This window comes from Pseudomonas sp. TWI923 (genome assembly GCF_039673365.1).
GTDB lineage: Bacteria > Pseudomonadota > Gammaproteobacteria > Pseudomonadales > Pseudomonadaceae > Aquipseudomonas > Aquipseudomonas sichuanensis.
On the sequence record NZ_JBDJLM010000033.1, the window covers coordinates 25,209 to 47,089 of the forward strand.

Annotated in this window: 20 protein-coding genes; 4 read left to right on the forward strand and 16 right to left on the reverse strand. The window is 64.5% G+C overall.

All coding sequences use genetic code 11. The annotated features are described in order from the left end of the window. Positions 1-11: 11 nt before the first annotated feature. A complete protein-coding gene (ccmB, locus tag ABE459_RS14565; RefSeq protein WP_110995309.1) occupies positions 12-680 on the reverse strand; it encodes a heme exporter protein CcmB in 669 nt (222 codons plus the stop codon). Further along, the gene (gene ccmA, locus ABE459_RS14570) at positions 677-1,309 is read right to left on the reverse strand and encodes a cytochrome c biogenesis heme-transporting ATPase CcmA (RefSeq protein WP_125463301.1); all 633 of its coding nucleotides are present in this window, start codon (positions 1,307-1,309) and stop codon (positions 677-679) included. The genes ccmB and ccmA overlap by 4 nt, the downstream gene beginning before the upstream one ends. Before the next feature lie 243 nt (positions 1,310-1,552). Between ccmA and ABE459_RS14575 the strand changes: the two genes are divergently transcribed. The 3 genes from ABE459_RS14575 to ABE459_RS14585 all read left to right on the forward strand — a co-directional run bounded on the left by ABE459_RS14575 (position 1,553) and on the right by ABE459_RS14585 (position 6,283). Further along, the gene (locus ABE459_RS14575; RefSeq protein ID WP_346648049.1) at positions 1,553-3,127 is read left to right on the forward strand and encodes a flagellar hook-length control protein FliK; all 1,575 of its coding nucleotides are present in this window, start codon (positions 1,553-1,555) and stop codon (positions 3,125-3,127) included. After that, positions 3,124-3,462, forward strand: coding sequence for an EscU/YscU/HrcU family type III secretion system export apparatus switch protein (locus ABE459_RS14580; RefSeq protein WP_323831171.1), 339 nt, complete (start codon positions 3,124-3,126; stop codon positions 3,460-3,462). Before ABE459_RS14575 ends, ABE459_RS14580 begins: the two co-directional genes overlap by 4 nt. A 70-nt stretch (positions 3,463-3,532) precedes the next feature. Next, positions 3,533-6,283 (forward strand): DUF6543 domain-containing protein, encoded by a 2,751-nt coding sequence (locus ABE459_RS14585; RefSeq protein ID WP_323831170.1) that lies wholly within the window; start codon positions 3,533-3,535, stop codon positions 6,281-6,283. 55 nt (positions 6,284-6,338) lie between these two features. On the opposite strand, the gene ABE459_RS14590 is transcribed toward ABE459_RS14585, so the two are convergent. The 14 genes from ABE459_RS14590 to flhA form a co-directional block, all read right to left on the reverse strand. Next, the gene (locus ABE459_RS14590; protein WP_110995277.1) at positions 6,339-6,734 is read right to left on the reverse strand and encodes a DUF2802 domain-containing protein; all 396 of its coding nucleotides are present in this window, start codon (positions 6,732-6,734) and stop codon (positions 6,339-6,341) included. Position 6,735: 1 nt separating this feature from the next. Further along, positions 6,736-7,215: a chemotaxis protein CheW gene (locus tag ABE459_RS14595; RefSeq protein WP_110995276.1), complete on the reverse strand. Its 480-nt coding sequence runs from the start codon at positions 7,213-7,215 to the stop codon at positions 6,736-6,738. Between the two features lie 67 nt (positions 7,216-7,282). Next, positions 7,283-8,158 (reverse strand): CheW domain-containing protein, encoded by an 876-nt coding sequence (locus ABE459_RS14600; protein ID WP_323831169.1) that lies wholly within the window; start codon positions 8,156-8,158, stop codon positions 7,283-7,285. Beyond that, positions 8,158-8,946 carry a ParA family protein gene (locus ABE459_RS14605; protein ID WP_110995274.1) on the reverse strand — a complete coding sequence of 263 codons (789 nt, stop codon included), beginning with the start codon at positions 8,944-8,946 and terminating at the stop codon, positions 8,158-8,160. The genes ABE459_RS14600 and ABE459_RS14605 overlap by 1 nt, the downstream gene beginning before the upstream one ends. Positions 8,947-9,124: 178 nt before the next feature. Next, positions 9,125-9,982, reverse strand: coding sequence for a flagellar motor protein MotD (gene motD / locus ABE459_RS14610; protein WP_153788578.1), 858 nt, complete (start codon positions 9,980-9,982; stop codon positions 9,125-9,127). A 3-nt stretch (positions 9,983-9,985) separates the two neighbouring features. After that, positions 9,986-10,726, reverse strand: a complete 741-nt coding sequence (locus ABE459_RS14615) for a flagellar motor protein (protein ID WP_110995272.1) — start codon at positions 10,724-10,726, stop codon at positions 9,986-9,988. After that, on the reverse strand, positions 10,726-11,850 hold the full coding sequence (locus tag ABE459_RS14620; protein ID WP_125463295.1) for a chemotaxis response regulator protein-glutamate methylesterase: 1,125 nt from the start codon (positions 11,848-11,850) through the stop codon (positions 10,726-10,728). Before ABE459_RS14620 ends, ABE459_RS14615 begins: the two co-directional genes overlap by 1 nt. A gap of 45 nt (positions 11,851-11,895) precedes the next feature. Further along, positions 11,896-14,136: a chemotaxis protein CheA gene (locus tag ABE459_RS14625; RefSeq protein ID WP_258706045.1), complete on the reverse strand. Its 2,241-nt coding sequence runs from the start codon at positions 14,134-14,136 to the stop codon at positions 11,896-11,898. A 12-nt stretch (positions 14,137-14,148) separates the two neighbouring features. Next, positions 14,149-14,937: a protein phosphatase CheZ gene (locus ABE459_RS14630; protein ID WP_125463293.1), complete on the reverse strand. Its 789-nt coding sequence runs from the start codon at positions 14,935-14,937 to the stop codon at positions 14,149-14,151. 18 nt (positions 14,938-14,955) lie between these two features. Beyond that, positions 14,956-15,330, reverse strand: coding sequence for a chemotaxis response regulator CheY (locus tag ABE459_RS14635; protein ID WP_178125875.1), 375 nt, complete (start codon positions 15,328-15,330; stop codon positions 14,956-14,958). Positions 15,331-15,433: 103 nt separating this feature from the next. Next, positions 15,434-16,174, reverse strand: coding sequence for an RNA polymerase sigma factor FliA (fliA, locus tag ABE459_RS14640; protein WP_110995267.1), 741 nt, complete (start codon positions 16,172-16,174; stop codon positions 15,434-15,436). Next, on the reverse strand, positions 16,171-17,004 hold the full coding sequence (gene fleN / locus ABE459_RS14645) for a flagellar synthesis regulator FleN (RefSeq protein ID WP_008093270.1): 834 nt from the start codon (positions 17,002-17,004) through the stop codon (positions 16,171-16,173). The genes fliA and fleN overlap by 4 nt, the downstream gene beginning before the upstream one ends. A 114-nt stretch (positions 17,005-17,118) precedes the next feature. After that, positions 17,119-18,429 (reverse strand): flagellar biosynthesis protein FlhF, encoded by a 1,311-nt coding sequence (flhF, locus tag ABE459_RS14650; protein WP_125857942.1) that lies wholly within the window; start codon positions 18,427-18,429, stop codon positions 17,119-17,121. 11 nt (positions 18,430-18,440) lie between these two features. Then, entirely contained in the window at positions 18,441-20,570 is a 2,130-nt protein-coding gene (flhA, locus tag ABE459_RS14655; protein ID WP_110995265.1) for a flagellar biosynthesis protein FlhA, read from the reverse strand. Positions 20,571-20,917: 347 nt separating this feature from the next. On the opposite strand from flhA, the gene ABE459_RS14660 reads away from it, so the two are divergent. Then, the gene (locus ABE459_RS14660) at positions 20,918-21,877 is read left to right on the forward strand and encodes a MoxR family ATPase (RefSeq protein ID WP_110995264.1); all 960 of its coding nucleotides are present in this window, start codon (positions 20,918-20,920) and stop codon (positions 21,875-21,877) included. Positions 21,878-21,881 lie beyond the last annotated feature (4 nt).

The window sequence follows — 21,881 nt, forward strand, 5'->3', positions numbered from 1 at the left end:
CCCGGAACTCGTTATTCGCCGACGCTGATCTTCAGGCCGGCGGCGATCGCAAAGGGTGCCAGTGTCACCGCCAGGGCCGTCAGGCTGGCGAGCCAGAGCAGGTGGCCGGTGGCCGGCATATTCTGCAACGCCGCCTGCAACGCACCACTGCCCAGGATCAATACAGGGATATACAACGGCAGAATCAGCAACGCCAGCAGCAAACCGCCGCGCTTGAGACCGACCGTCAGCGCCGCCCCCACCGCGCCCAGCAGGCTCAGTACCGGCGTGCCCAGCAACAGCGAAGCGAGCAGCACCGGCAGGCAACTGGCCGGCAAACCGAGCATCAGCGCCAACAGTGGCGCCAACAATACCAGCGCCAGGCCGGAAAAGATCCAGTGCGCCAGGACCTTGGCCAGCACCAGTAACGCCAGTGGGTGCGGCGACAGCACCCACTGCTCCAGCGAGCCGTCCTCGAAGTCGCTGCGAAACAGCCCGTCCAGCGACAGCAACACCGCCAGCAACGCCGCGACCCAGACCAGTCCCGGCGACAAGGTTTGCAACAATTGCGTCTCGGGGCCCACCGCCAGGGGGAACAGCGCGACCACTATGGCAAAGAACACCAGCGGGTTGGCCAGTTCCGCCGGACGGCGGAACAACAGGCGCGCTTCGCGGCGCAACAGCAGAAGGAATACGCTCATGCCGCCCATTGCCCCAGGTTAAGTTCACGGTAACCGGCAGGCTTGTGCGCGAGGCTGTGGTGGGTGGTCAGCACCACCGTGCCGCCTTGTTCGCAATGCGCCGCCAGGTGCGCCTCGAGCTGGGCGACGCCCTGCTTGTCGAGGGCGGTGAACGGTTCGTCGAGAATCCACAGCGGCGGGCTGTCCAGGTACAACCGCGCCAGCGCCACGCGCCGTTGCTGGCCGGCTGACAGGGTATGGCACGGCACATCCTCGAAACCGCGCAGGCCGACGGCCTCCAGCGCGCGCCAGATGGCATCGCGGCCCGCCGGCTGGTGCAGCGCGCAGAGCCAGGCGAGGTTCTCTTCGGCGGTGAGCAAGTCCTTGATGCCGGCGGCGTGCCCGATCCAGATGAGGATGCTGGCCAGGGCGTGGCGCTGCTCGGCCAATGGCTGGCCGCCGAGCAGGATCTGCCCGGCGGTGGGCTGCATCAACCCGGCCAGCAGGCGCAACAGGCTGGTCTTGCCGCTGCCGTTGGGGCCGGCGATCTGCAGCATGTCGCCAGGGCGCAGTTCGAAGTCCAGGTGCTCGAACAGCAGTCGCCAGTCGCGCTCGCAGGCCAGGCCTGCGGCTTGGAGGTGAAGGGTCACGGTTTCGCCTTATTCAGATTGGGCTCATGATCTGCGCCGCCTCTTCGCGAGTAAACCCGCTCCCACAAGGACCAACGCAATCCTTGTGGGAGCGGGCTTACCCGCGAAGCAGACGACACCGGTCTTGAACCCTTGTCTCAAGTCGCCCCCTGCCCTGCCGTTATACTGGCAGGCGGGCGGCCGGCATTATTACACGCGCTGTCCCGCTGCCAAGAGGGCGGGTTCGACAGGTTGTATACAATCATGACTGAAATCAATAGTCTCGGCGCACAAACTGCGCCAAGCCCCCAGGCGACCAGGGCCGCCATGACCGGTGAACTGCTGCGCCTGCTGCAATCGCAGCCCGATCTGCTGGCACCGGGCGAGACAGCACGCGCCGAAGTCATGTCACTGCGCCAGGTCGGCCAGGAATTCCAGCTTCTGCTGCGCTTGACCCAGACCAACGGCACCCAGACCCAGCTACAGGCCAGCGCCAGCCAGCCACTGCCCCAGGGCAGCCTGATCACCGTCAGCCAAACCGACAGCAACCGCCTCGCGGTGCTGGTGCAGCAGGCCAACGCCAGCAATATCGCCACCCTCACCCGCCTCGACACCCGCCAGGTGCCGGTCGGCACCTTGCTGCAAGGCAAAGTGCTGACCAGTCAGGCATTGCCGCAGCCCCCCGGAGAAGCAGCCAGCTTCCGTTCGCTGGTGAGCCTGCTCAACAGCAGCCAGGCCGGAGCCACCCTGACCATCGACAGCCCACGCCCACTACCGGTCGGCAGCCTGCTCAGCGCCCAGGTGCAAGGCGACCAGTCGCTGCGTTTCGTGCCCCTCAGTGGCCGTCAGGATCAACTGGCGATCGCCCAGCACCTGGTCACCCAGCAAGGGCAGCAGGCGTCACTGCCGGGGCTGCTCAGCGGCCTGCAGCAGATCGCCCGCTCGCCAGACGCCGGTGTCGAACTGCGCGCCAGCGCCGAGCGCCTGCTGGCCAGCCTGCCGGACGCCCGCCAACTGAGCGAACCGAAGAGCCTCGCCCAGGCGCTCAGCAACAGCGGCGCATTCCTGGAGTCCAAGCTGCTCGGCGGGCTTGCCAGCGGCGTGGCACCCGACCTCAAGGCCCAACTGGTGCGCCTGATTGCCCAGTTGCCGCCGCCACCGGCCAGCTCGCCACTCAGCCCGATGCTGACCAGCACTTCCCTGGCCCAGGCGCTGCCTGGCTTTGCCCGCAGCGCACTGGGCATGCTCGGCCAGGTCAGCCCACGCCCACAGTCGGGCCCCTTCCCGCTGCCCACGCGCCTGCTGCAGAAGCTGGAGCAGGAAGGCGATCTGCAGCAACTGCTGCGCCTGGCCGCCGGGGCCGTGTCGCGCCTGCAGAGCCACGCGCTGTCCAGCCTGCAGCAATCCGGCCAACTGGAAAACGGCAACCTGCAGACCACCTGGCAGACCGAAATCCCCATCCGCCACGGCCAGGAGTTCATCCCCCTGCAGGTCAAGCTGCAACGCGAGGAAACCCCGCAGCAGCAAGCCGACCGTGAACGTGAACAGCACGAACAGCGTGATCCGCTGGCCGCACTATGGCGCATCGAGCTGGCCTTCGATCTGGCCCCCCTTGGCCCCCTGCAAGTCCAGGCTCAACTGTCCCAGGGGCGCCTGTCGGGCCAGCTCTGGGCCGAGCAGGAGCGCACGGCACGGCTGATCGACAGCCAGCTCGGCGCCCTGCGCGAACGCCTGCTGGCCTGCGGCCTGGATGTCGGCGACCTGGAATGCCATCCCGGCACGCCACCGCAAGGCCCACGCACACGCCTGGAACAACGTTGGGTGGACGAGAACGCATGAAGCAGCCGCAACCACGCCAGGCCATTGCCCTGAGCTACGACGGCCAGCAGGCCCCCACTCTGAGTGCCAAGGGCGACGACGAACTGGCCGAAGCCATCCTCGCGCTGGCCCGCGAGCATGAAGTGCCGATTTACGAGAATGCCGAGCTGGTACGCCTGCTGGCGCGCCTGGAACTGGGCGAGCAGATCCCCGAAGCGCTGTATCTGACCATCGCCGAGATCATCGCCTTCGCCTGGCAATTGCGCGGCAAGGTGCCGGCCGGCTTCGACGACACACCGCCAGGCGAACGGGACATTTCCCCATCCACACTCGCCCTGCCCGAACCGCGACGATAACTATGTAGGGCCCGCGCGCCCCCGCCGCCTGCCACCTTTGCCAACTCGTTAACGGCTAAGGTGCACTACCTTGAATACTCCCATCGTCAACAACGCGGGTGTGCAGTACGTCCGCGACCATCTGCGCCACTTTCCTCGCCCCGACCGCATCGCTGCCGATGCCATCAAGGACTGGGCGGCCCAGCACCAGCTGAATCTGGACCCCGACCAGGTCGATGTGGTGACCCTGCACTACCAGTCAGGCAGCAACGCCAGCTGGGAGGGTATCGTCGTGCAGAAGCAGAGCCTGACGCAGGCCATGCTGTCGAACTGGCAAGGCGAATCCAACAACAATCTGGTTGGCGGATTGTTCGGTGAACCCTGGGCCGGGCATTTTCCCGGCAAGATCCGCCTGGTCGAAAAATTGCGTGAGCGCGAGTGGTACAGCAATGGCGCGGCCTACGCAGTGTACAACGGCCTGTTCCGACGCTCGCAGCCCCAGGAATACAGCCACAAGACCCATATCGATGTGCCGGCCGAAGACCTGCAGCGGTTCATCTGGAACCTGGATTTTCATACCCGCTACAAGGCCTTGCTGGACAGCTATTGGTCCAACCACCTGGACAGCTATCGCGTCAGCGCGCAGATCAACTTCCTCGCTGCCTGCAACAAGCAGGCAGCGCAAGGCAGCCTCAGCCGCGCCGGCGTACGCCTCGCCTGGCAGGCCGCCGGAGTGACCACCCGCCCTTCCAGCGTCCAGGTCCGCCCACTGAATGTGTATGGCTATACCGCGACCGACCTGCTCTGCTTCAAGGACAGGACCAGCGGCCTGACCCTGCTGTACATACCCGGCAACGCCTCGCCCCTGCATGAGTTCGCCAACGAGGCGCTGCTCAAGGAGTGGTTCGCGCAGCAGTGCAAGGACCTGCAAAAACGCCAGGCGCTGATGGAACACTTCGCCCAGGCCGATACGCCGGACGGCCTGAGCTACAGCGGCCTGGCGACTGCCCTCGACGGCCTGGCGGCATACCCGCGCAGCAACGACCTGAACCCTCAGCGCCCCGGGTTCACCACAGAAGGCCATTGGGCGCCTCGGGACTATGTGAACTACAAGATCAACACCTACAGCCCGCCCATCGCAGGCGAGCTGTTCCTGGCGCTGGCCCAGCGCCACAAACGTCGCAGCTATCAGGACGCGGACTTTATCGTCACCGACCAAAACGAAGTGCTCAAGGCGCGCTGGCGCGGCTACCTGAAGTCGGCGCTCGACTACCTGGCGCCCCTGGCGTTGGTGGTACCGGAACTGGCTCCGCTGTTCGCCATCGGCGGCATGGCGCAATTCGGCCTCGGGCTGGATCAGGCCATCCACGGCAAGAGCCAGGCGCAACAGGCCGCGGGCGTGCAAGTGGCCGCCTTCGGCCTGCTCAACGCCGCGCCCCTGTTGCACCAACTCGCCCAGGAATCACCCTTGCTGCTGAGTTTCAAGGACGAACGCTTCGTCATGCCCAGCCAGGTCAACGGCCAGTTGGGTTATCCCATGGGGCCGGTCTCGCCGCCTCACTTTCCTGAAGCAATAGTCGAGTACTTTCACAACCCCGAACCGATCGCCCCACTGACTGACGCCGATCCACTGGTCAGCAGCAGGGTTACGCGCGCGCCGCGCTACGACGGCACACCCGACAGCCTGTATGCGACGGTCGACGGCTATGTCACCGAAATGATCTACGACGTGGAGTTCGATGCGTTCATCCGGGAGGACGAACTCAACCATGTGGACCCTAACTTCCATGTACCGGATCCAGAGACCAACCGCCTGATGGAAGTCGATGTGCGCACCCGCCCGGTCACCGACGCCATGCGCATGGGCACGTTGCGTGCGTTGGGTATCGACCTGCACCTGCCGATCGAGTACCCCACCATCGACGCCACGGCACTGCAGCCGATCCCCAAACAGGTATCGAGCATCTGGGTCGGTGACAAGGTGATCAGTCCAGCGCTGCTGACCAACCTCGGAAGGAACGCCACGCGCCTGAGTGAAAGCCAGTATGCCTACCGGTTGTTCCTGTCGAACACAACGCCCGAAGCCTACCGGGAGAACCTGCGCCTGCTCGCCGAACACGCACCGACCCTCCAGGTCATGACCCTGGAAGAACAGCCGTTCTACGCCAGCTTCCAACGCAGTCGCTACTTCGCTCAGTACCAGGCGGCCATCGACGGCAACAGTGGCGTGGCCACCAATTTTTCCTCTGCTTCGGACGTGCTGCGTTATCCGTTGCTCAACCACGAGGGCGGCCTGTACCTGGACGTGGACGACACCCTGCGCGAACCTGGCAGGCCGCTGATGATCAATGGCCAGCCACGGGGCGAGCCGGGCGAGGCCATCGATTCGATCGAATTGCTCGCCCCCAGGGATGGCCTGCTGCTGTACCCACCGGTTTCCAACGAAAAGCTCGGCATGCACTTGCTGTACAACACCACACCGATCGGCAGCCACCCGGGCAACCCACTGCTGGAGGCCATTTCGGAGGAAATGCATTCAAGGTTTGCCGCGGAGCCGGGCTTCTATGACAGCCGACCCGACCCACAGGTCGACCCGCAGGCCGCCTACGACTATGCAACGAGACTGAACAAGTTGACCGGTCCGGCCATGCTCAACAGCGTAATCGACCGGCACCTGCCACTGCAGGCCACGCTGCGCCAGATCACCAACCTGTATGGCATGCCCCGGGTAAACGCAGGGCACTTCGTCGACCTGCAGCGCTTCAACCAATTGCAGCACCAGTGGCTGCCACTGGGCCGCATCGTCAGGATCGGCGGCAGCCATTCCTGGGCCACCACCTGATGTCACTCAAGCCTGTCGGGGCCGCTGCGCGCCCCCGATAGCGACTCGGCGTGGATCACTCGCCGTGGTGCAGCTTGCGCATCAGTTCGGCCTCGGCCTGGGTCAGGCCGCAGGTTTGCGTGAGCTCCTCGACACTGGCCCCCATGCCTACCAGCTTGGCGGCCTGCGTGAAGGTGACGCTGTTGGGGTCGCGTTGTTCCAGTTGCTGGAGCTTCTCCGGCAACGGCGCGACCACCGCGCGCAGTTCGTGAATGGCCTCGCCCATGCGCACGGTACCGTTCTGGTAGTCGTCCAGGCGCTTGCCCAGGTCCTTGATGCGCTGATCACGCAGCGCATCGCCCTGGGCCTGCTGTGCCGCCAGCTCGCGCTGGCGCTTGCTGTAATTGAGGAAGAACCACAGGCTCAGCGCCCACAGCAGCGCCAGGAGGATGACAGCAGCCTCGAAAATCAACTCAGATGCTCTCCAGCTCGGACCACTCTTCCTCGGTCATCATCTTGTCCAGCTCGACCAGGATCAGCAGCTCGCCGTTCTTGTTGCAGACGCCCTGGATGAACTTGGCCGATTCTTCGTTGCCGACGTTCGGCGCAGTCTCGATTTCCGACTGACGCAGGTACACCACTTCAGCGACGCTGTCGACGAGGATACCGACCACCTGCTTGTCCGCCTCGATGATGACGATGCGGGTATTGTCGGTGATGTCCGAGGGCATCAGGCCGAAGCGCTGGCGGGTGTCGATCACCGTCACCACGTTGCCGCGCAGGTTGATGATGCCCAGCACGTAGCTGGGTGCGCCCGGCACCGGAGCGATCTCGGTGTAGCGCAGCACTTCCTGGACCTGCATGACGTTGATGCCGTAGGACTCGTTGTCCAGACGGAAAGTAACCCATTGCAGGATCGGATCTTCGGAACCTTGTGCAGACGACTTCTTCATTCCCCTAGCCCTCTCAATCCGCCTTCGGCGGTGTGCTCTGTATAGCCGCGGCAGTAGCGGCGTTGATTCAGTTGTGTTTGGTATTCATCTGCTTGACCGCGCCACTGGCGATCAGCTCGGCCAGCTCGGCGACGTCGAGCAGCGCGCACATGTGTTCGATCACCGTGCCGGCCAGCCACGGGCGCTGGCCACGCTGGCTGCGCCACTTGATCTCGTTCGGGTCCAGGCGCAGCGAACGGCTGACCTGGTGTACCGCCAGCCCCCATTCGTAGCCCTGCACCGAAATCACGTACTGCAGGCCCTGGCGGAAGTCCTCGCGGTAGCGGTCGGGCATGACCCAACGCGCGGTATCGAGGACCTTCAGGTTGCCCGCCTGGCAGCTGAGGATGCCGAGGAACCAGTCGGGCTGGCCGAACAGCGGCGTCAGTTCCTGACCGGCCAGCGAGTAGATCGAGCCCAGGCATACCAGCGGCACCGCCAGCGTAAGGCCGGCGACGTCGAACAGCAGGCATTCGAACGGTTCGGCCGCCCAGGCTGGTCGGCCGTCGACCGTGGCCGGTGGCACAGGCGCGGCGGGTGCTGGCAGGTGCACCTCGACCAAGGGTGCGACCGGTTCGGCGGCCTGCGCCTCGGCCGGAACGTCTTGCTCGACCACGCTGACCACTGGCTGGGCCGGCGGCAGAACGGTCGGCAGCACCTTCACCTGCGGCTCGGCAAAAGGCCGCGGCGCTGCGGGTGCCGGCTCGGCCTGGCGGCGGGCATCAGCGGCCTGTTCTTCGCGAACAGCCGCTTCGAATTCGTCGCTGGGGGCCTGGCTGGCCTGCTGCGCGACAGGCGCAGGTTCTGGCAGCTCGAACGACTCGGTGGCTTCCTGCAGCAGGCCATCAAGGTACGACTGCAGGGCCATTTGCGGTTTGCTGGCAATATGCCGGGCTTGGTTCATCAGGCCACCTGCAGCGCGGAGCGGTAAGTAAGCAGGTGTTTGAGCAGCGCCCGGTAGGCAATGACGCCACGGCTCTTGCCGTCGAACTGCGAGGGCGTGACACCATTGCGGCTGGCATCGCGCAGGCGCGTGTCAACCGGGATGTAGCCCTGCCAGACCTGCTCGCCATAGGTGTCGCGCAGCACTTTCAAAGTGCCCAGCGATGCCTGGGTGCGGCGGTCGAACAGGGTTGGAACGATTTGGTAGGGCAATGCCTGCTTGCGCGAACGGTTGACCATGGCCAGGGTCCCGACCATGCGCTCCAAGCCCTTGACTGCAAGGAACTCGGTCTGCACCGGGATCACCAGTTGCTGGCAGGCGGCCAGGGCATTGACCATCAGCACGCCGAGCAGCGGCGGGCTGTCGATCAGGGCAAAGTCGAAGTCCTGCCACAGCTGCGCCAGACTCTTGGCGATCACCAGGCCCAGGCCACTCTGCCCCGGCGACTGGCGCTCCAGCACCGCCAGCGCGGTGCTCGACGGCAGCAGCGAGATACGCTCGTCGCTGGTGGGCAGCAGCAACTGGCCCGGCAGCCCTTCGGGCACCGTGCCTTTATGCAGGAACAGGTCGTAACAGCTGTGCTCGAGCGCGTCGGGGTTGTGCCCGAAATAGCTGGTCATCGAGCCGTGCGGGTCGAGGTCGACAACGACCACGCGCTTGCCCGCCTCGGCCAGCAGGCCGGCCAGGGCGATGGTGGTGGTGGTCTTGCCAACGCCACCCTTTTGATTGGCTACTGCCCAGACTCTCATAGGACAAATTCTATCTCGTTGATTTGGCGCGAGACTCTGTAGGAGCGGGCTTGACCCGCGAACACCGGCGAAGCCGGTGCCACTACCGCGCAGCCTGTTTCGCGGGACAAGCCCGCTCCTACAGAGGCCGCGCAAGACCACTCACCTGTATGGCCGTAAGCGTCGGGGAATTGACGAATCATTGCCCCGTCAGCGTTGCAGGTGTGACTGGTGCACTTTGTGTGCCAGCCCGGCGCAAGGCCGCATCCGGCGTGGCGTTGGCACTGCCGCTACCGGTCAGGCTGCGACGCACCTCGAGGTTGCGTGAAATCACCAGCACCACCCGACGGTTGCGCGCGCGCCCTTCGGCGGTGTCGTTGCCGGCCACCGGCTGGTACTCGCCATAGCCCACCGAGGCCATGCGCGCAGGGTTGACGCCTTCCATCGCCAGCAGGCGGACGATGCTCGCCGCTCGCGCCGAAGACAGCTCCCAGTTGGTCGGGTACTGCGCCGTGCGGATCGGCAGGTTGTCGGTAAAGCCTTCGACGTGCACCGGGTTGGCGAACGGCTTGAGGATCTTCGCCACCTTTTCGACGATCGAGAACGCAACATCGCTGGGCATGGCGTCACCGCTGCCGAACAGCAGCGAGGAGTTGAGCTCGATCTCGATCCACAGCTCGTTGCCGCGCACGGTCATCTGGTCGGACTTGATCAGGTCGCCGAACGCATCGCGCACATCGTCGGCAATGCTCTTGAGCGGATCGACACTGGCCTGAGCCAGGCCGGCGTCGGTCTGCTCGCTGTCCTTGACCAGCGGCTCGGCCGGCTTGACCGTGAGCGGGCGCTCATCACCGATGGGGATCGGCTTCATGCTGCGCTCGGGGTCGTTGAACACCCCGATCAGCGCCTGCGAGATCTGCTTGTACTTGCCCTCGTTGATCGAGGAAATCGAGTACATGACCACGAAAAAAGCGAACAGCAAGGTGATGAAGTCGGCGTACGACACCAGCCAGCGCTCGTGGTTTTCATGCTCCTCGGTATGACGACGACGGGCCATGGGTTACTCCATGAAGCCTTGCAGCTTGAGTTCGATCGAACGCGGGTTCTCCCCTTCGGCGATCGACAGCAGGCCCTCGAGCAGCATCTCGCGATAACGCGACTGGCGCAGGGTGACGGCCTTGAGCTTGTTGGCGATCGGCAGCAGGATCAGGTTGGCACTGGCGACACCATAAATGGTAGCGACGAACGCCACGGCAATGCCGTTACCCAGCTGCGAAGGGTCGGCCAGGTTGCCCATCACGTGGATCAAGCCCATCACCGCACCGATGATACCGATGGTCGGCGCATAACCGCCCATGCTCTCGAACACCTTGGCCGCCTGGATATCGCGGGACTCCTGGGTCAGGAAATCCACCTCGAGGACGCTGCGAATGGCTTCCGGCTCGGCACCATCGACCAGCAGTTGCAGGCCTTTACGCGCATAGGGGTCGGGCTCGGCATCAGCCACGCCTTCCAGGCCCAGCAGGCCTTCCTTGCGCGCGGTCAGGCTCCAGTTGACGACACGGTCGATACCGCCGGCCAGGTCCACCCGTGGCGGGAAGAAGATCCAGCGGACGATCTGCAGCGCCCGTTTGAACGACGACAGCGGCGACTGCAGCAGCGCCGCCGCCAGGGTGCCGCCCAGCACGATCAACGCCGCCGGGCCGTTGAGCAGCGCACCGACATGCCCACCCTCGAGGAAGTTACCGCCAACGATGGCGACGAAAGCGAGGATCAGGCCGATCAGGCTCAAGACATCCATCAGACGCACGCCTCGACCAGGTGCTTGCCGATCTCGTCCAGGCTGTACACCGCGTCGGCGAGGTTGGCCTTGACGATCGCCATGGGCATGCCATAGATCACGCAACTGGCCTCATCCTGCGCCCATACGGTGCTGCCACCCTGCTTGAGCAGGCGCGCGCCTTCGCGGCCATCGGCGCCCATGCCGGTGAGCACCACCGACAGCACCTTGTCGCCATAGGACTTGGCGGCGGAGCCGAAGGTGATGTCGACACATGGCTTGTAGTTCAGGCGCTCGTCACCCGGCAGGATTTTCACCGTGCCACGGCCGTCGACCATCATCTGCTTGCCGCCAGGCGCCAACAGGGCCAGGCCCGGGCGCAGCACGTCGCCGTCCTCGGCTTCCTTGACGCTGATCTTGCACAGTTTGTCCAGGCGTTCGGCGAAGGCCTTGGTAAAGGCCGCCGGCATGTGCTGGATCAGCACGATCGGCGCCGGGAAGCTGGCAGGCAGCTGGGTGAGCACGCGCTGCAGCGCGACCGGGCCGCCGGTGGAGGTACCGATGGCCACCAGTTTGTAAGGCTTGCGCTTGGGTGCTGGCGAATGGGCAGCCGCAGGCGCGGCGGTGCGCACCGGCGCGGCCGGGCGGGCAGGCGCGCTGCCGGCAAAGCTGCTGGCCGGGGCGTGGCTGCTGGCCGGTGCAGGCGCTGCGGCCGGCGCCGGGCTGGAATAGGCGCCGAAACGGCGGTTGCTGCGTGCAAGGGTGTGAACCTTCTCGCACAGCATTTGCTGGACCTTCTGCGGGTTGCGCGAAATGTCCTCGAAATTCTTCGGCAGGTAGTCCACTGCACCGGCATCCAGCGCATCCAGCGTAACGCGGGCGCCTTCATGGGTCAGCGAGGAGAACATCAACACCGGCGTCGGGCAGCGCTGCATGATGTGCCGCACCGCAGTGATGCCGTCCATCATGGGCATTTCGTAGTCCATGGTGATGACATCGGGCTTGAGCGACAGCGCCTGGTCGATAGCTTCCTTGCCATTGGTCGCGGTGCCCACGACCTGGATCGTCGGGTCGGCCGAGAGAATTTCCGAGACACGGCGGCGGAAGAAACCGGAATCATCCACCACCAGGACCTTGACTGCCATAAACACTCCATTAGGTGGCGCACCCGCCAGGGCGCGCCACCGAAATCAAATACGCCGGGCGGCGTAACGCTTGAGCATGCTCGGAACGTCGAGGATCAACGCGATACGGCCGTCACCGGTGATGGTGGCGCCGGACATGCCCGGGGTACCCTGCAGCATCTTGCCCAGCGGCTTGATCACCACTTCTTCCTGGCCCACCAACTGGTCGACCACGAAGCCGATGCGCTGGGTGCCCACCGACAGAATCACCACGTGGCCTTCGTGCTGCTCCTCGTGCGCCTGGTCCTGGACCAGCCAGCGCTTGAGGTAGAACAGCGGCAGCGCCTTGTCGCGGACGATCACCACTTCCTGGCCGTCGACCACGTTGGTGCGCGACAGGTCGAGGTGGAAGATCTCGTTGACGTTGACCAGCGGGAAGGCGAACGCCTGGTTGGCCAGCATCACCATCAAGGTCGGCATGATCGCCAAGGTCAGCGGCACCTTGATGACGATCTTCGAGCCCTGGCCCTTGGCCGAGAAGATGTTGATCGAGCCGTTGAGCTGGGAAATCTTGGTCTTCACCACGTCCATGCCGACACCGCGGCCGGACACGTCGGAGATCTCGGTCTTGGTCGAGAAGCCCGGGGCGAAGATCAGGTTGTAACAGTCCGACTCGCTCAGGCGGTCGGCGGCGTCCTTGTCCATCAGGCCCTTCTCGACGGCCTTGGCACGCAGCACGCTTGGGTCCATGCCCTTGCCGTCGTCGGAGATCGACAACAGGATGTGGTCGCCTTCCTGTTCCGCCGACAGCACCACGCGGCCGGTACGGGCCTTGCCCGAAGCTTCGCGCTCGTCGGGCATCTCTACACCATGGTCGACGGCGTTGCGCACCAAGTGCACCAACGGGTCGGCCAGGGCCTCGACGAGGTTCTTGTCGAGGTCGGTCTCTTCACCGACCAGTTCCAGGTTGATCTCTTTCTTGAGCTGGCGCGCCAGGTCACGAACCAGGCGCGGGAAGCGACCGAAGACCTTCTTGATCGGCTGCATGCGGGTCTTCATGACCGCGGTCTGCAGGTCGGCGGTGACCACGTCGAGGTTGGACACGGCCTTGGACATGGCCTCGTCGCCGCTGTTCAGGCCCAGGCGTACCAGGCGATTACGCACCAGCACCAGTTCGCCGACCATGTTCATGATCTCGTCCAGGCGCGCAGTGTCGACCCGCACCGTTGTTTCCGCTTCGCTGGCGCCATGCTTCTCGGCGGCCGGTGCCGGGGCACGGGCAGGAGCCGCAGCGGCCGGCTTGGCGGCAGCAGCCGGGGCCGGGGCCGGTGCGGCAGCTGGCGCAGGTGCAGGCTTGGCCACAGGCTTTGCTTCTGCCTTGGGCGCGGTCGCCACGGCGGCAGCGGGTGCTTCGGCAACCGCCGCATCAGCGGAGAACTTGCCCTTGCCATGCAACTGGTCCAGCAGCGCTTCGAATTCATGCTCGCTGATGTCATCGCCCCCAGCAGCAGGCGCGGCACTTGCAGCCGGCGCGGCAGCGCCCTGCAGTGCATCGACGGCGAAGGTGCCCTTGCCGTGCAACTGGTCAAGCAACGACTCGAATTCGTCGTCGGTAATCTCGTCGCTGGCTGCAGCGGGAGCGGCAGTTGCCGGCTCGCTGGCCGCCACTTCGGTCGAAAACTGGCCTTTGCCGTGCAACTGGTCGAGCAGGTTTTCGAACTCGGCGTCGGTGATCTCGTCACCGCCGGTGACCGGCGCCTCGCCTTGCATCTGCTCATGCAGCTCGGCTTCGGCCTCGGCCTTGACCGCATCGAGCGAATTGAGCAGTTGCTCGAACTCGGTGTCGGTGATGTCCGGCTCGGCGCTGGCCTCGACCACTGGCGCAGCCTCGACCTCGGCGGCTGGCGCCTGGGCGGCACCCGGTTCGGCCAGGCGCGACAGCGCCGCCAGCAGCTCCGGGGTAGCCGGGGTGACATCGGTGCGCTCACGCACCTGGCCGAACATGCTGTTGACCGTGTCGAGCGCTTCGAGCACCACGTCCATCAGTTCCGCGTCGACCCGGCGCTCACCTTTGCGCAGGATGTCGAACACGTTTTCGGCGATGTGGCAGCACTCCACCAGTTCGTTGAGCTGAAGGAAGCCGGCGCCCCCTTTTACAGTGTGGAAACCGCGGAAAATCGCATTGAGCAGGTCCGCGTCATCGGGCCGGCTTTCCAGCTCGACCAGTTGCTCGGACAACAACTCGAGGATTTCGCCGGCCTCTACCAGGAAATCCTGGAGGATTTCTTCATCGGCGCCGAAGCTCATTAAACGTGCTCCTTAAAAACCCAGGCTGGACAGCAGATCATCGACATCGTCCTGACCGGACACGACGTCTTCACGCTTATCGGCATGAATCTGCGGACCTTCACCCCGAGTCGGATGTTTTTCTTCATCTTTTTCAGCGCGCAGCTGCTGGTGGTCATGTTCGATACCGGCGAAGCGGTCGACCTGGCTGGCCATCAGCACGAGCTTGAGCAGATTGCTTTCTACTTCGGTGACCAGCGCGGTAACCCGCTTGATCACCTGGCCGGTCAGGTCCTGATAGTCCTGAGCCAGCAAGATATCGTTGAGGTGCCCGGCGACCTTGCGGTTGCCTTCGGCACTGTGCGTCAGGAAACTGTCGACACGCTTGACCAGCTCACGGAATTCCGGCGCCGCCACTTCGCGGCGCATGAAGCGCTGCCAATCGGCGGACAGGTCCTGAGCTTCGCTGGCCAGGGTGTTGAGCACCGGCGTGCTCTCCTCCACCAGGTCCATGGTGCGGTTGGCCGCGCCTTCGGTGAGGCGCACCACGTAGGAGAGGCGCTCGGTGGCATCGGTGATCTGCGAGACCTCCTCGGCCTGCGGCATCGCCGGGTCGATCTGGAAACTGACGATCGCACTGTGCAGTTCACGGGTGAGTTTGCCGACTTCCTGATACAAGCCCCGGTCGCGAGTCTGGTTGAGCTGATGAATCAGCTGCACCGCATCGCCGAAACGGCCGCGCTCGAGGCTCTCGACCAGTTCCTGGGCATGTTTTTTCAGGGTTGATTCGAACTCACCCAGAGAGTTGTTGGTTGACTCCATGGCGCCCCCTGAGGTGACTCAGCCGTTGACGCGTTCGAAGATCTTCTCGATCTTTTCTTTGAGCACCTGGGCGGTGAAAGGCTTGACCACATAGCCGTTTACCCCGGCCTGGGCCGCTTCGATGATCTGCTCACGCTTGGCTTCAGCGGTCACCATCAGCACCGGCAGGTGCTTCAGACGCTCGTCAGCGCGGACTTTGCGCAGCAGTTCGATGCCGGACATGCCCGGCATGTTCCAGTCGGTCACCAGGAAATCGAAGTGGCCGCTCTCCAGCATCGGCAACGCGGTGTTGCCGTCGTCAGCTTCCGAGGTATTGGTGAACCCCAGATCACGCAACAGGTTCTTGATGATCCGCCGCATCGTCGAAAAGTCGTCAACGATGAGGATTTTCATGTCTTTGTTCAAGTAGACCTCCAAGCAGTCTTAAACGCGCTCGGCGCCGAGCGCGCAGTCAATCAATTCGGTAGAGCAAAAAACGACTGCATCGAACCCGGGCTCAGCGTGCCCGCCATTCCCCCAGGCGGCCGCGCAAACGCGCCGCGCACTGGCTATGCAACTGGCTGACACGTGACTCGCTGACCCCCAGCACCTCACCGATTTCCTTGAGGTTCAGCTCTTCGTCGTAGTACAGCGCGAGCACCAGGCGCTCACGCTCCGGCAGGTTGGCGATCGCCTCGGCCAGGGCGCGCTGGAAGCGCTCGTCTTCCAGGTCACGCGATGGCTCCAGCTGGCCGCTGGCCCCGTCCTCGTGCAAACCTTCGTGTTCACCGTCCTGCAACAGGTCGTCAAAACTGAACAGGCGGCTGCCCAAGGTGTCGTTCAGAATCCCGTAGTAATCATCGAGACTCAATTGGAGTTCGGCAGCAACCTCGTGATCTTTAGCGTCGCGACCAGTTCTTGCTTCAACCGAGCGCATTGCGTCACTGACCATGCGCGTATTGCGGTGCACCGAACGTGGCGCCCAATCTCCCTTGCGCACCTCGTCGAGCATGGCGCCGCGGATGCGGATGCCGGCGTAAGTCTCGAAGCTGGCGCCCTTGCTGGCGTCGTACTTGTTGGCGACCTCCAGCAGGCCGATCATGCCGGCCTGGATCAGGTCCTCGACCTGCACGTTGGCCGGCAGGCGCGCCAGCAGGTGGTAGGCGATGCGCTTGACCAGCGGCGCGTAGCGCTCGACCAGTTCGTACTGGGCGTCCTTCGACGCCTTGCTGTACATCTTGAAGCCGCTCGCACTCATAGCACTGGCCCCGCGCTGGTGGGCTGCACCAGACGCTCGACGAAAAACTCCAGGTGCCCGCGTGGGTTGGCTGGCAGCGGCCAGCTGTCGACCTTCTGCGCGATGGCCTTGAAGGCCAGCGCACACTTGGACCGTGGGAAGGCCTCATAGACCGCCCGCTGCTTCTGCACCGCCTTGCGCACACATTCGTCGTAAGGCACGGCGCCGACGTATTGTAGGGCGACGTCGAGGAAGCGATCCGTGACCTTGGTCAATTTGGCGAACAGGTTGCGCCCTTCCTGCGGGCTCTGCGCCATGTTGGCCAGCACGCGGAAACGGTTCATGCCGTAGTCGCGGTTGAGCAGCTTGATCAGGGCGTAGGCATCGGTGATCGAGGTAGGCTCGTCACAGACCACCAGCAACACCTCTTGCGCCGCACGGACGAAGCTGACCACCGACTCGCCGATCCCGGCGGCGGTGTCGATCACCAGCACATCGAGGTTGTCGCCGATTTCGCTGAACGCCTGGATCAGGCCGGCGTGCTGAGCCGGCGCCAGGTGCACCATGCTCTGGGTGCCCGAGGCGGCCGGCACGATGCGTACCCCGCCCGGCCCCTGCAGCAGCACGTCACGCAGCTCGCAACGGCCCTCGATGACGTCGGCCAGGGTGCGCTTGGGTGTCAGGCCCAGCAGCACGTCGACATTGGCCAGGCCCAGGTCGGCGTCGAGCAGCATGACCCGGCGGCCGAGTTCGGCCAGCGCCAGGGACAGGTTCACTGAAACGTTGGTCTTGCCGACGCCACCTTTGCCACCGGTGACGGCGATCACCTGTACGGGATGCATGCTACCCATGTCTGTTGTTTACCTTGTCTTGCTTGGACCCAGGCCACATGAGGGGCTTGATGCTCAGCGCCGCGGCCAGGCCGGGCAACCCCATGATGTAGGTACTTTGCACAGTGTTCACCTTCACCCCGCCCGCTTGCCGGGGTTGTGGTAGAGATCAGCGAACATGTCGGCCATGGCCTCTTCGCTGGGCTCGTCCTGCATCTGTACACTCACCGCGCGGCTCACCAACTGGTGTTTACGCGGCAATTGCAGGTCATCCGGAATACGTGGCCCGTCGGTCAGGTAGGCAATCGGCAATTCGTGACCGATGGCCAGGCTCAGCACTTCACCGAGGCAGGCAGTTTCATCGAGCTTGGTCAGGATGCAACCGGCCAGGCCGCAGCGCTTGTAGCTGTGGTAGGCGGCGGTGAGCACCTGTTTCTGGCTGGTGGTGGCCAGTACCAGATAGTTCTTCGAGGCGATGCCACGCCCGGCCAGCGTCTCCAGCTGCATGCGCAGCGCCGGGTCGCTGGCCTGCAGGCCGGCGGTATCGATCAGCACCACGCGCTTGCGCAGCAGCGGCTCGAGCGCCTGGGCCAGGGACTCGCCCGGGTCGACGTAGGTAACCGGCACATTGAGGATGCGCCCCAGGGTTTTCAGCTGTTCCTGGGCGCCGATGCGGAAGCTGTCCATGCTCACCAGGGCGATATTGCTCGCGCCGTACTTGAGCACATAGCGTGCGGCCAGTTTCGCCAGGGTAGTGGTCTTGCCCATGCCGGCCGGGCCGACCATGGCGATCACCCCGCCCTCTTCGATCGGCTCGACCTCGGGCACGTCGATCATCCGCGCCAGGTGCGCCAGGACCATGCGCCAGGCGTGGCGCGGCTCTTCGATTTCGGCGGTCAGCTCAAGCAGTTCGCGGGCCAGCCCGCCCGACAAGCCCAAGCGCTGCAGGCGGCGCCAGAGGTTGGCCTGTTGTGGCTTGTTACCTTGCAGCTGGCTCCAGGCCAGCGAACCGAGCTGCACTTCAAGCAGCTCGCGCAGGCCGGTGAGCTCCGAGCGCATGGCGTCGAACAGGCGCGGGTCGACCGGCGCGGCAGCCGGTGCGGCAGGCGCCGCCGGCACGTCGACATGCGGCTCGACCAGCGGTTCGGAAGCGGTCAGCGACTGGCCGGCGAACAACTGCCGGTTGCCCTCGCCGATTTCGTTGCGCCCGCTGATTTCAGCCTGGGCGGTGACAATGCGCGACTGGGTCTTGCGCAACTCGTCCTCGAGCTCGGCATTGGGCACCCGTGGGGCCAGGGCGGACAGCTTGTAGTCCAGCGCGGCCGTCAACTCGACACCGCCAGCGATGCGCCGGTTGCCGATGATGGCGGCATCGGAGCCAAGCTCATCACGAACCAGCTTCATGGCCTGACGCATATCGGCGGCGAAAAAACGCTTAACTTGCATAACCCACTACCTCAGCCGTTGGGGCCCACGGTGGCAACAATGGTGACTTGCTTGTTGTCAGGTATTTCCTGATACGCCAAAACATGCAAATTCGGTACAGCCAGGCGACCGAAACGCGACAGCATGGCTCGGATCGGGCCCGCCACCAGAAGGATGGCCGGCTGGCCCTGCATTTCCTGACGCTGGGCCGCCTCGATCAACGAGCGCTGAAGCTTTTCGGCCATGCTCGGCTCAAGAAGAACACCGTCTTCCTGACCTTGCCCGGCCCTTTGCAAACTATTGAGCAAGATCTGTTCCAACCTTGGCTCAAGGGTGATCACAGGCAGCTCGGACTCAACGCCGACAATGCTTTGAACGATAGCGCGGGATAACCCGACCCGCACCACCGCCACCAGCGCGGCGGTATCTTGACTCTTCACCGCATTGTTTGCGATGGCTTCGGCAATGCTGCGAATGTCGCGCACCGGCACCTGCTCGGAAAGCAACGCCTGCAGAACCTTGAGCAAACCCGACAAGGAAATGACACCCGGCACCAGCTCTTCCGCCAGTTTCGGCGACGCCTTGGCCAGCACCTGCAGCAACTGCTGGACTTCTTCATGGCCGATCAGCTCATGGCAGTGCTTCTGCAGGATCTGGTTGAGGTGGGTGGCGACCACGGTACTGGCATCCACCACTGTGTAACCCAGCGACTGCGCCTGGGCGCGCTGACCCACATCGATCCACACCGCCTCCAGGCCGAACGCCGGGTCGCGCGAGGCGATGCCGTTGAGCGTGCCGAATACCTGGCCGGGGTTGATTGCCAGCTCACGGTCCGGGTAGATCTCGGCCTCTGCCAGGATCACGCCCATCAGCGTCAGGCGATAGGCACTGGGCTGCAGGTCGAGGTTGTCGCGAATGTGCACGGTGGGCATGAGGAAGCCCAGGTCCTGGGACAGCTTCTTGCGCACACCCTTGATCCGCGCCAGCAATTGGCCGCCCTGGTTGCGATCCACCAGCGGAATCAGGCGATAACCCACCTCCAGGCCGATCATGTCGATGGGGGTGACGTCATCCCAGCCCAGTTCCTTGGTGTCCATGGCACGCTGCGGCGATGGCAGCAGGTCCTGCTGGCGCTGAATCTCTTCCAGGGCCAGGGCCTTGGCCTTCTGCTGCTTCTTCCACACCAGGTAGGCAGCGCCGGCGGCCACCCCGCCCAGGCTGAGGAAAGCCATGTGCGGCATGCCCGGCACCAGGCCCATGACGATCATCAGCGCGCCGGAAACCGCCAGGGCCTTGGGCGAATCGAACATCTGCCGATTGATCAGCTTGCCCATGTCCTCGGAGCCCGAAGCACGGGTCACCATGATCGCGGCAGCGGTGGACAGCAGCAGTGATGGCAATTGCGCCACCAAACCGTCACCGATGGTCAGCAGCGCGTAGACCTTGCCGGCATCGCTGAAGGTCATGCCGTGCTGCAGCATGCCGATCAGCATGCCGCCGATGAGGTTGATGAACAGGATCAGCAGGCCGGCGATGGCATCGCCACGGACGAACTTGCTGGCACCGTCCATCGAGCCGTAGAACTCGGCCTCCTGGGCCACTTCGCTACGACGCGCCTTGGCCTGGGCCTGGTCGATCAGGCCGGCATTGAGGTCGGCGTCGATGGCCATCTGTTTGCCGGGCATGGCGTCAAGGGTGAAACGCGCGCTCACCTCGGAGATACGCCCGGCGCCCTTGGTCACCACCACGAAGTTGATGATCATGAGGATGGCGAACACCACCGCACCGACGACGTAGTTGCCGCCGATCACCACTTCACCGAACGCCTGGATCACCTTGCCCGCGGCGCCATGCCCTTCCTGGCCATGCAGCATGACCACTCGGGTGGACGCGACGTTCAGCGCCAGGCGCAACAGCGTGGCCACCAGCAGGATGGTCGGGAAGGCGGCGAAGTCGAGCGGGCGCAGGGCATAGACGCACACCAGCAGGACCACAATCGACAGGGCGATGTTGAAGGTGAAGAACACGTCGAGCAGGAACGGCGGTATCGGCAACATCATCATTGCCAACATCACCAGCAGTAACAGCGGCACGCCGAGGTTGCCCCTGCCGAGACCGGCCAGGTTGTTGCGCGCGTTGCTGATTAACTGAGTGCGATCCACCGCGAGTCCTCTTGAAGCAAAACTTTGACGCCTGGGTGGCGCCTGGCGCTGGCTTTGCAAGAAGCTTTCCAACTTTGGGGAAAGGCTGGAGAAGTGTTCGCCTTGAGAGGTTTTGCGCCTGTGAAATCGAGCGCCGCCCGCGCGGCGCTCGATTTGCGCCCCACCCCAAAAATCCAGGCGAACACCTGGTGCTCCAGACGCAACTCCCAGCCGCCCTCACCCCCCTTTCTTTTCAAGATTTTTACCCCCGCCCATTAGGCCCCGCACCCCCGGATAGATTAAAGTATCCCCCCGCCCGGCAACCGCGCCCCAGCGCACCCCAGGCCCACTCCCAGGAACCGTCGACGATGGAACACCGTGAGGCGCTGAACGCGCTGCGCACCTTTCTCTCTTCCCAGATCCTCGGCCAGGAAAAACTGGTCGAGCGCCTGCTGATCGTGCTGCTGGCCGACGGCCACATGCTGGTGGAGGGGGCTCCGGGCCTGGCCAAGACCAAGGCCATCAAAGAGCTCGCCGAGGGCATCGAAGCCGAGTTCCATCGCATCCAGTTCACCCCCGACCTGCTCCCCGCCGACATCACCGGCACCGAAATCTACCGCCCGGAAACCGGCAGTTTCGTGTTCCAGCAGGGGCCGATCTTCCACAACCTGGTGCTGGCCGACGAAATCAACCGCGCCCCGGCCAAGGTCCAGTCGGCGCTGCTCGAAGCCATGGCCGAGCGCCAGGTCAGCGTCGGGCGCAGCACCTACGAGCTGTCGCCGCTGTTCCTGGTGATGGCCACGCAGAACCCGATCGAGCAGGAGGGCACCTACCCGCTGCCCGAAGCCCAACTAGACCGCTTCCTTATGCACGTGAAGATCGGCTTCCCCGATGCTGCGGTCGAGCGGCGCATCCTTCAGCAGGCCCGTGGCGAAGCACTGGGCGGTGAAGTGAAACCCGAGCGGCGGGTCAGCCAGCAGGCCATCTTCGCCGCACGCAAGGAAATCCTCGGCCTGTACATGGCCGACGCCGTGGAGGAATACCTGGTGCAACTGGTGATGGCCACGCGTACCCCGGCCAAGTTCGATAGCGAACTGGCCGACTGGATCGCCTATGGCGCCAGCCCGCGCGGCTCGATCGCCCTGGACCGCTGCGCACGCGCCCACGCCTGGCTGGCCGGGCGCGACTTCGTCAGCCCCGAGGACATCCAGGCGGTGCTGTTCGACGTGCTGCGCCACCGCATCATCCTGTCGTTCGAGGCCGAGGCCGCGGGGGTCGACCAGGACCGCGTGGTGCAGCGCATCCTCGACGTCGTCGCCGTCGCCTGAACCC

Coding starts and splice junctions, on each gene's coding strand:
- ABE459_RS14635 (WP_178125875.1), bottom strand. CDS start 15,330: ATGAAAATCCTCATCGTTGACGACTTTTCGACGATGCGGCGGATCATC.
- ABE459_RS14580 (WP_323831171.1), top strand. CDS start 3,124: ATGAAGCAGCCGCAACCACGCCAGGCCATTGCCCTGAGCTACGACGGC.
- fliA (WP_110995267.1), bottom strand. CDS start 16,174: ATGAGTGCGAGCGGCTTCAAGATGTACAGCAAGGCGTCGAAGGACGCC.
- ABE459_RS14575 (WP_346648049.1), top strand. CDS start 1,553: ATGACTGAAATCAATAGTCTCGGCGCACAAACTGCGCCAAGCCCCCAG.
- flhF (WP_125857942.1), bottom strand. CDS start 18,429: ATGCAAGTTAAGCGTTTTTTCGCCGCCGATATGCGTCAGGCCATGAAG.
- motD (WP_153788578.1), bottom strand. CDS start 9,982: ATGGCCCGTCGTCGTCATACCGAGGAGCATGAAAACCACGAGCGCTGG.
- ABE459_RS14595 (WP_110995276.1), bottom strand. CDS start 7,215: ATGAAGAAGTCGTCTGCACAAGGTTCCGAAGATCCGATCCTGCAATGG.
- ABE459_RS14660 (WP_110995264.1), top strand. CDS start 20,918: ATGGAACACCGTGAGGCGCTGAACGCGCTGCGCACCTTTCTCTCTTCC.
- ABE459_RS14605 (WP_110995274.1), bottom strand. CDS start 8,946: ATGAGAGTCTGGGCAGTAGCCAATCAAAAGGGTGGCGTTGGCAAGACC.
- ABE459_RS14620 (WP_125463295.1), bottom strand. CDS start 11,850: ATGGCAGTCAAGGTCCTGGTGGTGGATGATTCCGGTTTCTTCCGCCGC.
- ccmB (WP_110995309.1), bottom strand. CDS start 680: ATGAGCGTATTCCTTCTGCTGTTGCGCCGCGAAGCGCGCCTGTTGTTC.
- ABE459_RS14630 (WP_125463293.1), bottom strand. CDS start 14,937: ATGGAGTCAACCAACAACTCTCTGGGTGAGTTCGAATCAACCCTGAAA.
- ABE459_RS14625 (WP_258706045.1), bottom strand. CDS start 14,136: ATGAGCTTCGGCGCCGATGAAGAAATCCTCCAGGATTTCCTGGTAGAG.
- fleN (WP_008093270.1), bottom strand. CDS start 17,004: ATGGGTAGCATGCATCCCGTACAGGTGATCGCCGTCACCGGTGGCAAA.
- ABE459_RS14615 (WP_110995272.1), bottom strand. CDS start 10,726: ATGGATGTCTTGAGCCTGATCGGCCTGATCCTCGCTTTCGTCGCCATC.
- ABE459_RS14600 (WP_323831169.1), bottom strand. CDS start 8,158: ATGAACCAAGCCCGGCATATTGCCAGCAAACCGCAAATGGCCCTGCAG.